Source organism: Nocardioides zeae, from assembly GCF_030818655.1.
Taxonomy (GTDB): Bacteria; Actinomycetota; Actinomycetes; order Propionibacteriales; family Nocardioidaceae; genus Nocardioides; species Nocardioides zeae_A.
This window is the reverse complement of the sequence record NZ_JAUTAN010000001.1, coordinates 282,011-296,656: the sequence shown is the minus strand read 5'-3', so window position 1 is coordinate 296,656 and position 14,646 is coordinate 282,011. Positions and strand designations below refer to the sequence as shown.

The 14,646-nt window shown below is 73.9% G+C and carries 13 protein-coding genes and 1 tRNA gene; 6 read left to right on the top strand and 8 right to left on the bottom strand.

Annotated features, from left to right (window positions below; all coding sequences use genetic code 11):
• Positions 1-23 precede the first annotated feature (23 nt).
• The 4 genes from QE405_RS01385 to QE405_RS01370 form a co-directional block, all read right to left on the bottom strand.
• Positions 24-563 carry a single-stranded DNA-binding protein gene (locus tag QE405_RS01385; protein ID WP_307198438.1) on the bottom strand — a complete coding sequence of 180 codons (540 nt, stop codon included), beginning with the start codon at positions 561-563 and terminating at the stop codon, positions 24-26.
• A 495-nt stretch (positions 564-1,058) separates the two neighbouring features.
• A complete protein-coding gene (locus QE405_RS01380) occupies positions 1,059-2,678 on the bottom strand; it encodes a GTPase family protein (RefSeq protein WP_307198437.1) in 1,620 nt (539 codons plus the stop codon).
• A gap of 108 nt (positions 2,679-2,786) precedes the next feature.
• Positions 2,787-4,586 carry a GTPase gene (locus QE405_RS01375; RefSeq protein WP_307198436.1) on the bottom strand — a complete coding sequence of 600 codons (1,800 nt, stop codon included), beginning with the start codon at positions 4,584-4,586 and terminating at the stop codon, positions 2,787-2,789.
• Positions 4,583-5,701 (bottom strand): PrsW family intramembrane metalloprotease, encoded by a 1,119-nt coding sequence (locus QE405_RS01370; protein ID WP_307198435.1) that lies wholly within the window; start codon positions 5,699-5,701, stop codon positions 4,583-4,585. The genes QE405_RS01375 and QE405_RS01370 overlap by 4 nt, the downstream gene beginning before the upstream one ends.
• A gap of 110 nt (positions 5,702-5,811) precedes the next feature.
• On the opposite strand from QE405_RS01370, the gene QE405_RS01365 reads away from it, so the two are divergent.
• Positions 5,812-7,248: an aminopeptidase P family protein gene (locus QE405_RS01365; RefSeq protein ID WP_307198434.1), complete on the top strand. Its 1,437-nt coding sequence runs from the start codon at positions 5,812-5,814 to the stop codon at positions 7,246-7,248.
• An 80-nt stretch (positions 7,249-7,328) separates the two neighbouring features.
• Here the strand turns inward: QE405_RS01365 and QE405_RS01360 are convergent, their stop codons facing one another.
• The 4 genes from QE405_RS01360 to QE405_RS01345 all read right to left on the bottom strand — a co-directional run bounded on the left by QE405_RS01360 (position 7,329) and on the right by QE405_RS01345 (position 10,892).
• Entirely contained in the window at positions 7,329-7,646 is a 318-nt protein-coding gene (locus QE405_RS01360) for a hypothetical protein (RefSeq protein ID WP_307198433.1), read from the bottom strand.
• 30 nt (positions 7,647-7,676) lie between these two features.
• Complete coding sequence (locus QE405_RS01355; RefSeq protein WP_307198432.1) at positions 7,677-9,119, bottom strand: SDR family NAD(P)-dependent oxidoreductase; 1,443 nt, start codon at positions 9,117-9,119, stop codon at positions 7,677-7,679.
• Between the two features lie 116 nt (positions 9,120-9,235).
• Positions 9,236-9,961 carry a septum formation family protein gene (locus QE405_RS01350; protein WP_307198431.1) on the bottom strand — a complete coding sequence of 242 codons (726 nt, stop codon included), beginning with the start codon at positions 9,959-9,961 and terminating at the stop codon, positions 9,236-9,238.
• A gap of 1 nt (position 9,962) precedes the next feature.
• A complete protein-coding gene (locus QE405_RS01345; RefSeq protein WP_307198430.1) occupies positions 9,963-10,892 on the bottom strand; it encodes a septum formation family protein in 930 nt (309 codons plus the stop codon).
• Positions 10,893-11,044: 152 nt separating this feature from the next.
• Between QE405_RS01345 and QE405_RS01340 the strand changes: the two genes are divergently transcribed.
• The 5 genes from QE405_RS01340 to QE405_RS01320 all read left to right on the top strand — a co-directional run bounded on the left by QE405_RS01340 (position 11,045) and on the right by QE405_RS01320 (position 14,535).
• Positions 11,045-11,118: transfer RNA gene (locus tag QE405_RS01340), tRNA-Arg, on the top strand.
• A 14-nt stretch (positions 11,119-11,132) separates the two neighbouring features.
• Positions 11,133-11,909, top strand: a complete 777-nt coding sequence (locus QE405_RS01335; protein WP_307198429.1) for a hypothetical protein — start codon at positions 11,133-11,135, stop codon at positions 11,907-11,909.
• A gap of 66 nt (positions 11,910-11,975) precedes the next feature.
• Positions 11,976-12,389, top strand: a complete 414-nt coding sequence (locus tag QE405_RS01330) for a hypothetical protein (protein WP_307198428.1) — start codon at positions 11,976-11,978, stop codon at positions 12,387-12,389.
• The gene (locus tag QE405_RS01325; RefSeq protein ID WP_307198427.1) at positions 12,386-12,805 is read left to right on the top strand and encodes a DoxX family membrane protein; all 420 of its coding nucleotides are present in this window, start codon (positions 12,386-12,388) and stop codon (positions 12,803-12,805) included. Before QE405_RS01330 ends, QE405_RS01325 begins: the two co-directional genes overlap by 4 nt.
• Positions 12,806-13,074: 269 nt before the next feature.
• Positions 13,075-14,535 carry an HNH endonuclease signature motif containing protein gene (locus tag QE405_RS01320; RefSeq protein WP_307198426.1) on the top strand — a complete coding sequence of 487 codons (1,461 nt, stop codon included), beginning with the start codon at positions 13,075-13,077 and terminating at the stop codon, positions 14,533-14,535.
• Positions 14,536-14,646: the final 111 nt, after the last annotated feature.

Below are 14,646 nucleotides of genomic sequence, written 5' to 3'. Positions count from 1 at the left end.
CGGCCGGCGACCACGGCCGCCCGTCAGGCCGCCGGAGCCTGCGGTTCCTCCCCCGACGCGGCACCTGCGACCTCGTGCGGGTCCAGCGGCCGGGCGTCGGCCGGCCGGGTGTCGGGGAAGACCGTCGAGAACATGGGGCGGGCCTGGTCGGCGAGCACGGGGTCGTGCGGTGCCGCAGGAGTCCCCGGGGTCGCCGGTACGGCGCGCGCCGCGCGCATGAAGGCGGACCGGCCCTTGGTGAGGTCGTGACCGAGCGCGGTCGCCTCGATGACCTGCCGCTCACCGATGGACCCGTCGGCGCGGTCCCAGCGCTCGACGACGAGGCGACCCGTGACCACGACCGGCTCCCCCTTGTGGAGCGAGGCCCCGACCTGCTCGGCGACCTGGCGCCACACGCGCACCGTCCACCACGCGGTCTCGCCCGGCTGCCACGTGCCGTCGCGGTCCTGCCGCGACGGGGTCGAGCCCAGCCGGAACGTCGCGACCGTGCGGCCGCTGCTCGTGATGCTGCTCTCGACCTCCGTGCCGACCCAGCCCTGCACCGTGATGTGCGTCGTGCTCACGTCCGTCCCCCTTCGTCACGGCCCGACCCGGTGCCGGGCACACGACGAGCCAACCCGACCGGAAGCACCACGGCGAGGGGCGATGCCGGGCCTGGGGAGGACCGAGCCCCTGGAGTCAGTTGGGGACGGACAACGGGCCGGGTCGGGTGGGGCCGGGTCCGGCGCCGGGCGCACCTCGCGGGCCAGTCCACGCCGAGGCCCGGGCCTCGGCGTGGAACTGTGCTCTTGGTGCGGACCACCTCGAGCCGGACCCACCCCAGCCGCACATTTCGCTGCCCAGCTCACGGCGCCAACGTCAACGGCACCCGACGGGCCACCAGCGGCCCACCTGGCCGTCCGACCCCGACCCCGACCCCTACACCTGGGCAGAACTGCGCGCTTGGTGCGGATCTCACCGAGGCGGACCCACCCCAGCCGCACATTTCCGCCCCGCGCGAACGGACGGACGCGCGAACGGACGGACAGGCAGACGAGCGCCTCAGGCAGACGAGCGCGTCAGTCGCGGCGTACCTGCGCGACGGCGAGCCGCTCGCGGACCGCGCTGTAGGCCTCGATCTCGGCGCGCACGGGGGCGAGCACCGTCGTGTCGAGGGCGCTGTCGGTCGCCTGCCGGAGCTCGTCGTCGACCTGGGCGGCGGCGTCCCGGCCCGCGGCGGCCGCTCTCGCGCGGCCCGCCACGCCGAGCACGAGCGAGAGGACCAGGGCCCCGAGCGCCACGCCGAAACCGACGCCGGCCGAGGGGACGGCGTCCACGCCGGCCACCGCAGCGATGCCGACGACCAGGCCGAGCACGAGCAGCAGGAGCAGCACCCACTGCACCGCCCGCAGGGCCTTCGCCCAGCCGGGCAGCCAGCCGGCGCGGAGGTCGGTGCGCTGGAGCGCGTCGTCGACGCGCTGGACGAGACCGTCCACGTCACGCGTGGCTGCCCGCTGGATCGCCTCCGCCCAGGCCGGCACGAGGCCGTCGGACACCCGGTCGCCCAACGCCCGGGCCGCCATCTCGAGCCGCGAGCGCTGCACGTGCCCGGCCTCCGGCGGACGGTTGCCGGTCAGGAGCGCGGCGGCCTCGCCGAGGTCCACCTCGACCCGGCGGAGCGGGTCGCGCGTCACCCAGGTCAGGGGGGTGGGGGCGACGGCCCGACGGGTGCGGCCGGCGACGACCTGCTCGACGCTGTCGACCAGCGGCGGGACCCCGGCCGCGGCGGCGACCGCGCCCCGCAGCTCCGTCGCCGCGTCCTCCGTGAGCTCCGGGGCACGGGCGTCGCCCGACGCCGCGGCCAGACGGTCGGCGGCCTCCACGATGTCGGCGTCGAGACGCGCCACCATCGCCTGCTTCGCCGCCACGCGCTGCACGATCTCGGCGCGCAGGTCGGCGATGCCCCAGCCCTCCTTGGCGCTGACCGGGAAGATGCGGACCCGCTCGAGGCCGTCGTCGTCGAGGAGCCGGCGCACGTCGGAGAGCATCGCGTCGCGGCGCTCCTCGGGCACGGAGTCGATCTGGTTCAGGACGACGAGCATGACGTCCTGCTGCGCCGCGAAGGGCGCGAGGAAGCGCTCGTGGATGGCCGCGTCGGCGTATTTCTGCGGGTCGAGCACCCACACCAGGAGGTCGGCCTTCGTGACGAGGCGCTCGACCTCGTCGTGGTGGGAGACCTCGGTGGAGTCGTGGTCGGGCAGGTCGAGGAGCACGACGCCCTGCATGTCCCGGGTCTCGCTGCTCGTGTCGAGCATGGAGTCGCGGCTCGTGCGGTAGCGCGGCGGGATGCCGAGCCAGTCCATCAGCTCCTCGGCGCCGTCGCTGCCCCAGATGCACGCGCTCGCCCACGACGTGGTGGGGCGCCGCACGCCGACCGACGACAGCTCGAGCCCGGTGAGGGCGTTGAACGTCGAGGACTTGCCGGAGCCGGTGGCACCCGCGATGCCGATCACCGTGTGGGACGCGGAGAGCCGGATGCGCGTCGTGGCCCGGGAGGCGACGCCCTCGACGTGCGCCACCAGGGCCTCGTCCAGACGGCCGCGGGACGTGGCGGCCGCCTCCTCGAGGGCGGTGACGCGGGTGCCGAGGTCGGCCCGGGGGGCCGAGCTGGAGGCGTCGGGGGCGTGGGACAGGGTCATCGTCTCCCTCGGGTGCGCGGGTGCGCGGCGGATCGGCGGGCAGGCGCGGCCCACCCTAGTGGAGCAGCCGCACCGTGGGGGCGGGACGGCCGCAGGAGCCGGTCGGGATCAGCGGCGCGCGGTGCCCGGTGCCGTACCGGCTGCAGCACTGCGCAGCGCGGAGCGGTCGGCGAAGCGGATGTCGTCCACGCGCCGGGAGGCGGCACGGACCCGCAGGCTCGCGTCCTCCCCGACCTCGAGCCGGTCGACGACCCCCGCGTAGCGGGCACGCTCCGCCTCGAGGACCGCACGCACGCGCTCCCGCAGCGACGCGGTCGCCGTGGTGACGAGTCGCCCGGTGGTCTCGGGCCCGAGCACGGCGTCGAGCAGCTGCCGCCCGCCCGAGGACGAGGGACCGCCCAGCACGACGACGGCGAGGGTGGACCCGAGGCCGTCGACGCCGAAGGCCATGAAGCGGGCCGAGGTGCGCTTGTCCCCCGACTCCTCGCGCACCAGGTCGGTGATCTCCCGCTGCCACTCCCGCACGGTGCGCTCGGCCGCGCGGGCCAGCTCGCGGGACGGGCGCTCCAGGCGGTCGCCGGTCGCGACGAGGGCTGTTCCGGCGTCCGACGACCGCCAGCGCTCGACGAGCTCGGTGGTGGCGCGCTCGGCCTGGGCGACGACCTCCGCCCCCGCGGTGGCCGCCACCGCCACGGCGACCTGCTCGGCCTGCTGCGGCTTGCCCTTGACCGCGTTGACGATGCGGTCACGGATGAGACCGACGCGCGTCTCCAGCGAGCGGAGCAGCTCGCCGTTGCCGACGAACTCCTGCCAGCGGGCGAGCAGCTCCCCCGCCATGAGCGAGCCGTCGACGACCTGCTGCTCGAGGTCGAAGACGACCTCGTCGTAGACGCTGTCCACCGCCGCGCGGAGCCGCCGGGCCTCGTCGACCTGCTTCTCGGCAGCGTCGGCGATCTGGTGGCTGTGGCGCGACAGCGTGCGGATCGTGCCCGACAGGGTCTGGCGCACCACCGACTCCCGCGCCTTCTGGTCGGCCGCGAGGCTGGCCAGCCAGGTGACGACGTCGTTGACCTCCGCCGGCGGTAGCACGCCGTCGGTGCCGGGGTCGCCCTCGTGCACGATGAAGAGCGGGGAGTCCTTGAGGCCGCGGCTCGCGAGCATGCGTGCGAGGTGCGCCGCGACGGTCTCGACGGCGTCGGCCGGGGTGCGGTCGAGCACGATCGCGACGGCGGTCGAGCGCTCCCCCGCCTCCTTGAGGAACTCCCACGGCACCTGGTCGGCGTACCGCGCCGCCGAGGTGACGAAGAGCCAGAGGTCCGCTGCCGCCATGAGCTGCGCGGCGAGCTCGCGGTTGTGACGGTCGACGGAGTCGATGTCGGGCGCGTCGAGGATCGCGAGGCCCTTCGGCACCGCATCGGTCGCCACCAGCTGCAGGCACCCCGGGTCGGTCGTGGGGTCCTCGACCCGGCGCAGCTCGGGCAGCAGCCGGTCGGGGCCGAACCACGAGCGGTCGTCGGGGTGGTGCACCAGCACGGCGGAGCGCGTGGTGGGGCGGAGCACGCCGGCCTGGGAGACGCGGTGGCCCACGAGCGAGTTCACGAGGGTCGACTTCCCGGCCCCGGTGGACCCCGCCACGACCGTCAGCAGCGGCGCCTCGACCGCCATGAGGCGCGGGATCGCGTAGTCCTCCAGCTGGTCGATCATCTCCGTGCGCGCCTCGCGCACGGCCTCCACACCGGGCGTCTCCAGCGGCAGGTGCGCCGCCTGGAGGGCGCTGCGGAGCTGCACGAGCGCGGTGAGCATCGGGGCGTTGCCCGTCTGGGCGACACCGCCCGCCTCGGTCGCTCCGGACCGCGCGCCGCGGCGCGGCGGCCCGTCGGCTCGTCCACGGTCGTCGGAAGTGCTCATCTGACGGTCACCACCTGTGCAGGAATCGGGATGAGGGGGCGGGTGGCCCGCATGCGCCGCAGGTGCACCTGCCCCCGTTGGACGAAGTCGTCGGGAGCCGTGCCGCGGAGCACCCGGTGGTGGAGGAAGCCGAGCTCCACCGCCGCCTCCTGATACTCCCGCACGATGCCCGCCGCTCGCGCACCGCCTCCCCGTCGGGCGTCGGCACGCACCTGCCGCCGCAACCGGAGGTCGGCGATCCACGGGATGTCGGCGGCCGGCAGCAGGCCGCGCTCGGCCGCGTCCTCGAGCGCGGCGGTGAGCACCCGGCGCTCCAGCGCCCGGCACCAGACGGCCACCGCCACGAGGAGGAGGAACGCGGGCAGCATGAGCAGCCCGTAGGTGCCGAAGAAGCCCGTCGGGAGCATGGTCGAGGCGTTCCAGAGCGCGTGCCAGCCCACGGCCACCCCGTACCCCACCACCGGCGCACCCAGTCGCACCACCCGGGAGCGTGACGTCACGGCCAGGCCCACCCCGATGCCGAGGAAGGCCGTGAAGAAGGGGTGGGCGAACGGGCTGAGGAGGCAGCGGAGGACGAACGTGACCGTGACGGCCTCGACGCCCCCGGGCCCCAGCCCGTCGGCCCCGTCGTAGGCCGCCGCGAGGTAGAGGATGTTCTCGGTGAAGGCGAAGCCCACCCCCACCATCCCCGCGTAGACGATGCCGTCCAGCACCCCGTCGAGCTCGTGGCGCCGCCACCACAGGAGCAGCACGAGGAAGAGGCCCTTGGTCGCCTCCTCGGTGACCGGCGCGACGAGCACCGCGGACGCGGTCCGGTCGAGGGGCGCCACCAGGCCACCGACACCGCCGAGCACGATCGCCGCCGACGTCGCCACGCAGGCACCCCAGAGGAGGCCGGCGACGAGGAGGCCGCGCGGCTCCGGCTCGTAGCGGTCCAACCACAGGTAGGTCGCCACCACCGGCCCGACGGGCAGCGCGGCGAGCGCCGTCGCGAGCACGAGCGTGCCGGCCGCGCCCGAGAGCGCCAGCACCAGCAGGACCGCCGCCGCGCCGAGCGCGACCAGCACCCACACCACCACCGTGAAGGCGATGTTGTCGCGATGGCGGGCCGGCATGGGCGTCACCCTAGTGGAGGGCGGCGACACCGCCGGGCCCGTTCAGGGGCTTCTCCACAGGCCCGGATCGCGGGCCGTCGCGCGGCGTCGCCGCGGCGTACTGTGGCGTCATGACTGCGGAGACGGACGCCAGCGCCCCGACCGGTCCCGAGAAGGGCACCGAGTCCCACGACCCGGCGGTGCCGGCGGCGTACGCGGCGTTCATGCGCACCGGCTGGGCCGAGGTGGAGCGCGACGTGCCGGCGCACCCGATCCAGCCGTGGGCCGCAGCCCGGCGCGAGCGCCTCGCGACGGCGTTCCCCGGCGAGCGGCTCGTGCTGCCCGCGGGGTCGTTCAAGCAGCGCTCCAACGACACCGACTACCGCTTCCGCCCCGACACCGCGCACACCTACTTCAGCGGCAACCACACCACCGACGCCGTGCTGGTCCTCACCGACGGGGAGCCCGTGCTCTACGCGCGGCCCCGCTCGGGGCGGGACTCGGACGAGTTCTTCCGCGACCGCCAGTACGGCGCGCTCTGGGCCGGCGAGCGGCCGTCCCTGGCCGAGCTGGAGGCGTCCCTGGGCCTGCCGGTCCGTCACCGCGACGAGCTCGACGCCGAGCTGCGCCGCGGCGGGAAGACCCGCGTGCTGCGCGGGGTCGACGCCACGGTCGACGCCACGACGGCGGCGGAGGGTGACGCGGCGGCCGACGGCGAGCTCGCGCGCGTGGCGTCCGAGCTCCGCCTCGTGAAGGACGCGTGGGAGGTCGAGGAGCTGCAGGAGGCCTGCGACATCACCACGCTGGGGTTCGAGGACGCGGTGCGCGAGTGGCCGCAGGTGCTCGAGCACGGCGAGCGCTGGCTGGAGGGCACGTTCTTCCGCCGGGCGCGGGCGATGGGCAACGATCTGGGGTACGACTCGATCGTCGGCGCCGGGTCCCACGCCACCACGCTGCACTGGATCGACAACACCGGCCCCGTGGTGCCCGGCCAGCTCATCCTGCTCGACATGGGCGTGGAAGGCCGGAACCTCTACACGGCCGACGTCACGCGCACCCTGCCGGTCGACGGCCGGTTCACGCCCCTGCAGCGCGACCTCTACCAGCTCGTGCTCGACGCCCAGCAGGCCGGGATCGACACGGTCCGGCCCGGCGTGGCGTTCACGGCCGTCCACCAGGCTGCGATGACCGTCCTCGCGCACGGTCTCGGTGACCTGGGGCTGCTCCCCTGCTCGCCGGAGGAGGCGCTCGACCCGGACAGCCGCGTCTACGCGCGGTGGACGCTGCACGGCACGAGCCACATGCTCGGCATGGACGTCCACGACTGCGCCCAGGCCTCGGTCGACGTCTACCCGCGGGGCGACCTGGCCGAGGGCATGTGCCTCACGGTCGAGCCGGGCCTCTACTTCCAGGCGGACGACCTGCTCGTGCCCGAGGAGCTGCGCGGGATCGGCATCCGCATCGAGGACGACGTGCTCGTGACGGCGGACGGCTGCCGCAACCTGTCGGCCGCGCTCCCCCGCACGGTCAGCGACGTCGAGGAGTGGATGGGGCGGCTCGTCCCCTGAGCCTGCCGCTCAGGACGCGGAGGCCAGCCCGACGGTGCCGTTGCGCCACGCCTGGCTGACCTGGAGGGCCACCGGACGGGTCAGACGGCCCGGCGGCGCACTGCCGCGCAGAACCGCGCCACGCCGACCTCGGTGGCGAGCGCGAGCCGGTGGCGCGTCGACGCGTCGACCTCCGGCTCGGCGAGCTCGCACAGCACGGAGGTGGCCCAGCGCGACCGTCGCGCGACGTCGGGGCCGTCGGCGACGCGACCGTCGTCGGTCACGACGTCGCAGGCCAGCGCCCCCTCCACGCAGAGGTCGACCAGCCGGGAGCGCCTCGTCGCGGTCGGGCGCACGAGCTCGTCGACCGCGCGGCCGACCTGCTCGACGAGGCGGACGTGGAGGGCGATGGCGTCCATGCCCCCGTCAACGACGCGGTCCCGCGGAGGTCACCAGGGGCTGGGCTCGTAGTCCTTCACGAAGCAGCCGAACAGGTCCTCGCCGGCCTCGCCGCGCACGATGGGGTCGTAGACCCGCGCGGCCCCGTCGACCAGGTCGAGCGGCGCGTGCCACCCCTCGGCGGCGATGCGGAGCTTCTCCTGGTGGGGGCGCTCGTCGGTGATCCAGCCCGTGTCCACGGCCGTCATGAGGATCCGGTCGGTCTCGAACATCTCCCCCGCGCTCGTGCGCGTGAGCATGTTGAGCGCGGCCTTCGCCATGTTGGTGTGCGGGTGTCCCGGCCCCTTGTAGCGCCGGGAGAACTGGCCCTCCATCGCCGAGACGTTGACGACGTAGGCGCGGCGGGCCCCGCGACGTACGGCCTCCCGCATCGCGGGACGCAGCCGGCTGATGAGCAGGAAGGGCGCGATCGAGTTGCAGAACTGCACCTCGAGGAGCTCCAGCGGGTCGACCTCGTCGACGACCTGGGTCCACGAGTTGGTGGTCTGGAGGTCGGGCAGCAGGCCGCCGGCGTCGACGGCCGTGCCGGCGAGGTGCGCCTCGAGGGAGGCGTTGCCGGCCTTCAGCGCGAGGGCCGTCAGCGACGCGGCGTTGTGCACCGCCTGGGCGTGCTCGACCGACTCGCCCTCGTGGTGGGCCACGGCCACGTCGGCGAGCGCGCCGGCGATCGCGGCCGGGTGGGCCTCCGAGACCCGGTCGAAGGTGACCATCTCGGGCAGCACCCGGTCGTTCGGCAGCGGCGCCGACTCCATCTCGACGAGCTGGGAGTAGGCGCCCGGGGAGCGCCGCACCGTCTGGCAGGCGTTGTTGACGATGATGTCGAGCGGGCCGCCCGCCGCGACGTCGTCGGCCAGGGCGAGCACCTGGGTCGGGTCGCGGAGGTCGATCCCGACGACCTTGAGGCGGTGCAGCCAGTCGTCGGAGTCCTCGAGGGCGGCGAAGCGCCGTACGGCGTCCCGCGGGAACCGCGTCGTGATCGTCAGGTCGGCGCCGTCGCGGAGGAGGCGGAGCGCGATGTACATGCCGATCTTCGCCCGGCCGCCCGTCAGCAGCGCCCGCTTGCCGGTGAGGTCGGTGCGCTGCTCCCGCTTGGCGTGCGACTTCGCGGCGCAGGAGGGGCACAGCCAGTGGTAGAAGGCGTCGACGAGCGTGAAGTCCTGCTTGCAGATGTAGCAGCCGCGCGCCGTGATGAGCTCGCCCGCGAAGGCGCCCGGCGCCGTCGAGACGAGCGGGATCCCGGCGGTCTCGTCGTCGATCCGCATCCGCGACCCGGTCGCGGTGCGCTCGATGATCTCCTGGTCGTGGGTCTGCCGCTCCATGCGGATCTCGGCGCGACGGGTCTTCTTGATGAGCTTGTACATGTACGACGCGGCGCGCTTCACCGTCGTGACGTCGGGGTGGTCCGGGTGGAGCGCCGCGACCTCCTGCAGCACGCGGAGCGTCGTGGCGAGGTCGTCGGGGGTCGATGCCGTCCGGGCGGGTGGCGGCGGGTGCAGCGGGGTCGATCACCGGTCGATGGTAGGCGGAGCCGCGGCGTACCGCGGAAACGTCAGGCGGCCCCCGAGCCGCGGACGAGGGACCCCCGCACCAGCCGATCGGTCGCGGCCACGCAGGTCACGAGCCGGTCGCCCTGGTCCCACGACTGCCGGGAGGGCCAGTAGAAGTTGATCCACCGGTCGTCCGACGCGACGCCCGGAGCCACGTTGTCGTCGAAGGCCGACCAGCAACGCTCCTCGAGGTCGCTGAAGAACGCCTCGTTCTGCCGCGGGAGGCGCTCGCCGGTCAGCTCGAACTCGCCCACGACCTCCAGCGCGTGCTCGTCGGCGCAGTCGACCAGGTCGACCTCCCAGCTGGTCCCGAGGTCGTCGTCCGCGACGTACGGGCCGTCGAAGAAGCAGTCCCCCACGGCCAGGTCCTCGACCCGGACCGGCGTGGCGTCGAGGTCCTCGACGAACCACGGGTCGCTCTCGTCGACGCCCTCCATGGTGGTGCCGGCGTTCGGGCTCTCCAGGGCGTCGTCGACCAGCATCAGACCCACACCCAGCGCCGCGGCCGCCACGGCGATGCCGACGACGACGGCGAGGCCCGTGCCGGACTTCCGGGGCGGCGGCACCGGACCGCCCCAGGGGGCGGGGTACGGCGGGGGCGCGGGGTACGGCGAGGACGGGGGCGCGACGTACGGCGGCGGGGCGGCGGCGCCGTCCTGCGGCGGGACGGGCGTCGGCCGCAGGAACTGCTCCGGGGGCGGCCCGGGCGGGACGTCGTGGTCGCCCACGTCAGCCGGCCTCGACGGCGCGCAGGGAGCCCGTCGTCAGGACCTCGCCCGACGCGAAGCAGTGGACGGTGCGGTCGCCGGCGTCCCACGCCTCCTCCGACGGGGGGACGAAGGCCGTGTAGACGTCCTCCGCCTCCCAGTAGCCGCTGTCGCCGGCGTAGTCGTAGAAGGCGTCGTCGCAGGTGTCGTAGGCGAACTCCCAGAACGGGTCGCTGTCCCAGCCGTCCTCGGCGGCGCGGGAGGGCACGGTGATCGTCCCCACCAGCTCGGCGTCGTGCGCGTCGGCGCAGTCGACGGTGGCGAGGACCCTCGGGAGGTGCTCCCCCGTCCACAGCACCTGGTTCAGCGCGGGGTCGAGGACGCACGTGCCCGGCGCGAGATCGGTGACGGGCACGTCCTCGTCGAGGACCTCGACCGCCGCACGCTCCTCCTCGTCGTCGAGCTCCGCGAACACCTCGGTCTCGGAGTAGGCGCCGCCGGGTCCCAGCGCGTCGAACACGTCGCCGCGCAGGTCGTCGACCTCGTCGCCCAGCTCCGCGACCCGGGCGGCCGTGTCGGGGTCGGCGTCACGGTCCGCCGTCCACACGGCGACCCCGATCCCGGCTCCCGCCGCCATCCAGAGCGTGCCCACGACGACGGCGGCGACGGACATGCCCCACCGCGGCCGCACCCGCGGGCCGGCGGCCATGCCGACGGCGCCGAGCACGACCCCGAGCACGTTGGTGACGCCGAGCGGCAGGCACGCGAGGGCGAGCGCGGCGGAGGCGAGGCGGCTGCCCTCGGCTGAGGGGGGCGCGTCGGGTCCGGGGTACGTCGGGAGCGGCGGAGCGAGCCGCTCGGGGACGAGCGGTCCCGCCGGGTACGACGCGGCGTGGGGTGCGCCGTACGGGCCCGGCGCCCCGGGGTCGGGGGTGGACGGTTGCTCGGACACGTGCTCTGCTCCCTCGTCGACGCTCCGACGACGCGGGCGCTCCTGCTCTTCTCGGCGAGCATCCTCCCAGTCGCTGGCCGACGGCACAGCAGATCGGGGCAGACGACCCCTACAATCACACCGGTGACCGCGGCCGTGCCGCGGGTCGCCGCGCCTCCGTAGCTCAGCTGGATAGAGCAGCGGCCTTCTAATCCGCCGGTCGCAGGTTCGAATCCTGCCGGGGGCACCGTCCAGCCCTGCGTGGCACAGGTCACCGACGCAAGCGCAGTTTCGCTGGGCTCCGAGGAAGGTAAAGACCTCCTCGGCGCCGCGGGGAGGCGGTGCCTCCCCGAGCAGAACTGGAGCACCCCCATGCGTCACCGCCGCAAGCTGGCCACCGTCGCGGTCGCGACCGTCCTCACCGCTGCCCTCAGCGCCTGCGGGAGCGACGACGCGGACGACTCGTCCGACGCGACGAGCGAGTCGACCCCGTCGACCTCCGACGACGAGACCAGCGACGACGAGGAGACCGACGACCCCACCGACGACGCGACGGAGGACGAGAGCGACGACGCCGCCACGTTCGACGGCGAGCTGACCGAGCCCGGCTCAGACCTGGCACTCGGCGACACCGCCACGGTGCCCTTCGACTACGCCGGCAACGAGGGCGTCATCGAGATCACCGTGGTCGAGATCCGCGAGGGTGACCCGGCCGACGTCGCCGATGTCGACGGCGCGGAAGGGATGACGCCGTACCACGTGACCTACGAGGTCACCGGCGTCGAGTCCCCCGAGAACCTCGGCGGCATGGTGATCAGCCTCGACGGCCTCACCGCCGACGGCAACGACACCTCGCAGCTCATCAACTTCGGCAACGGCGTCGGCGGCTGCGACGAGGAGAGCCCCGACACCGACTGGGACGGCTCGACGTTCGAGACCTGCGACACCTTCCTCTCCGACCAGGCCGTCACGCAGGTCGCGTTCGCCGAGGGCGACGACTACAGCCTGTGGGACGACACGCAGGTCATCTGGTCCTGATCCACCCACGAGACGCCCTCGCCCTTCGGGGCGGGGGCGTCTTGTGCTGTCCGGCACCATCGACCCATGGACGACCACCAGCGGCCCGACGGCGTCACCGATGCCACCGTCAGCGCACTCGGCAAGCTGTCCGAGGCCCTCGAGGCGGTGGAGGTCGCGCGCGGCCACCTCTACACGTTCCACCGGCTCTCCGGCACCGCCGACCTCACTGTCGGCCAGGCCGTCGACGAGCTCCGGGAGGCCGGTCACGGCGAGCTGGCGGACCGCGTCGAGCGGGAGGTCGTCGGCCGCAACCTGCTCTACGGCCGCTGGTCGTTCCAGATCGTCGAGGAGTACGACGACGGCTACTACGCCACCTTCCGCCGCATCGAGAAGGAGGCGCGCGACGAGCTCGTCGAGGGACGTCGCCACCTCTTCGAGGCGGAGATGAAGGAGGACCGGCGCACCCACGGCCACCCCGGTCACGAGCAGCACCCGTGACCCTGGCCCGCCACGCGCTCCGGGTCGCGCTCGGGGTCTTCCTCGTCGCGGCCGGCGTGCTGCACCTGACCTCGCTCCGCACGGAGTTCCAGGCCCAGGTGCCGTCGTGGTTCCCGGTCGACGCCGACCTCGTGGTCGTCGTCTCCGGGGTCGTGGAGATCGCCCTCGGGCTCGCACTGCTGCTGGCCCCGGCGCGGCTCCGCCGCCTCACGGGCCTCGTGGTGGCGGTCTTCTTCGTGGCGGTGTTCCCGGGCAACGTGGCGCAGTACGTCGAGGGCACCTCCGCGTTCGGGCTCGACACCGACGGCGCACGGCTGACGCGCCTGTTCTTCCAGCCCGTGCTGGTCCTGGCGGCCCTGTGGGCGTGCGGATGGTTCGGGCCGAAGCGCGCCGAGTTGGGTCGGACGGCGCGGTAGGTGCGTCGAGGTGGGTCGGACGGCGCGGCGGGGACGTCGAGTTGGGTTGAACGGTGCGGCGCGGTGCGTCGAGTTGGGGTGTACGGCGCGGCGGGAGCGTCGAGGTGGGTCGGACGGCGCGGCGGGTGCGTCGAGTTGTCACGTACGCCGCGGTGCAGCCGGGAGCTCGTCGCTGCGTACGTGACAACTCGACGCCGGCCTCGGATCGGTCATCCACAGATCACCACCAAAAGGTGGTGATCGAATGTCTGTTCGATTAGAGTGGGGTCATGGATCGGGGGACCCGGCACACGGCGGCGACTGCGGCGACTGCGTTGATCGACGCGGTCCGCGAGCGCACACACGCTGCTCGTGTCGCGGAAGCGGCTGCGTTCGTCGCCGTGGGCGACTGGGCAACGGCGCACACCTCCGACGAGGTCGTCGGGGATCCCATCACGGTGCTGGGCGAGTGGCACGAGGAGTCCTACGCCGAGAAACTGGCCGGGGACCAGTTCCTCGAGCTGGGGGGCCCTGGAGCGCCCGTGGTGGCGGAGTTCTGCATCGGCGAGGTCGCCGCTGCTCGGGGGTGCTCGTTCGATGCCGCACGGCGGCTGGTCGGGGATGCGGTGGAGCTGCGCTACCGCCTGCCCCGTGTCCACGCCCGGATCGCCGCGGGCGAGGTCGATGTCTGGCGAGGACGCCGGATCGCACAGGCGACACGGACGCTGACCTTCGAGGGCGCGGGGTTCGTGGATCGCCATGTGGCGTACGTCGCTGGCAAGGCCACCGGTCCCGAGGTCGACCGTCTGGTGGTCGAGGCCGCGGCGCGGTTCGACCCCGAGACCACCGAGGCCGAGCGGGCCGAGGCCGACGGGGGCCGGCACCTGACGATCGAGCTGGGCGACGTGGGCTACGCGGACCCGCTCACGGGCACGCTGCGCGGGACCGTGGACGTCCACGGCACCCTCGACCTGGCCGACGCGCTGGACTTGGAGCGGACGGTGGCCCACGTCGCGCGGCAGCTCGTCGAGCTGGGGTGCGATCAGGACCTCGACGTCCGCCGCTCGATGGCCCTGGGCGAGGTGGCGCGGCGCTGCGACGGAATCAGCACGCTCGAGTACGACGAGGGCCAGCCGCCCACGCCGACACGCACTCGGCGGGAGGTGGTGCTCTTCGTGCACCTCGACCAGGCCGCCATCACCGGCACCCTGACCGGATTCGGCCCCGGGATCGACGCCTGCACCGGCACCACCGGCATCGACCTCGCCCGGCTCGACACCCCCGGCCTACCCCGCGGCACAGTCACCGCAGAGCAGGTCCAGACCTGGTGCGCCAGCCCCGACACCACCGTCACGATCAAGCCGGTCATCGACCTCAACCAGCACGACGCTGTCAACGGCTACACCCCACCGGACTGGATCGCTGACCACGTCCGTGTCCGCTGGCCCAGGTGTGTGTTCCCGTACTGCACCCGCAGCTCACGCACCGCCGACCTCGACCACCGCCAGGCCTACGACGAGAACGGCCCACCCGGCCAGACCTCGACGACCAACCTGTTCCCGCTCTGCCGCCGCCACCACCGCATGAAGACCCACCGCGAGCTACGCACCGGGAAACGCTGGACCTACCGACCCACCAACCCGGACAACGGGGAACCACCGAACGCCCTCATCTGGACCAGTCCGACGGGCCAGACCTACCTCGTCGACCCCGACGGCACCCACCCCTGGCCACCACCAGAAACGACCTAGCCCCCACACCGCCGCCCGTCCTCACCCAGTGGCCGGGCGGCGCAGCATGCCCGGCGGAAGCCAGCAATCAACAGGCCCCGCACCAGCACGGTGCGGGGCCTGTCGACGTCA

Bases quoted from the DNA above. Each gene is read 5' to 3' on its own strand.
- QE405_RS01380 (WP_307198437.1), bottom strand. From the start codon at position 2,678: ATGACCCTGTCCCACGCCCCCGACGCCTCCAGCTCGGCCCCCCGGGCC.
- QE405_RS01375 (WP_307198436.1), bottom strand. From the start codon at position 4,586: ATGAGCACTTCCGACGACCGTGGACGAGCCGACGGGCCGCCGCGCCGC.
- QE405_RS01370 (WP_307198435.1), bottom strand. From the start codon at position 5,701: ATGCCGGCCCGCCATCGCGACAACATCGCCTTCACGGTGGTGGTGTGG.
- QE405_RS01365 (WP_307198434.1), top strand. From the start codon at position 5,812: ATGACTGCGGAGACGGACGCCAGCGCCCCGACCGGTCCCGAGAAGGGC.
- QE405_RS01360 (WP_307198433.1), bottom strand. From the start codon at position 7,646: ATGGACGCCATCGCCCTCCACGTCCGCCTCGTCGAGCAGGTCGGCCGC.
- QE405_RS01330 (WP_307198428.1), top strand. From the start codon at position 11,976: ATGGACGACCACCAGCGGCCCGACGGCGTCACCGATGCCACCGTCAGC.
- QE405_RS01320 (WP_307198426.1), top strand. From the start codon at position 13,075: ATGGATCGGGGGACCCGGCACACGGCGGCGACTGCGGCGACTGCGTTG.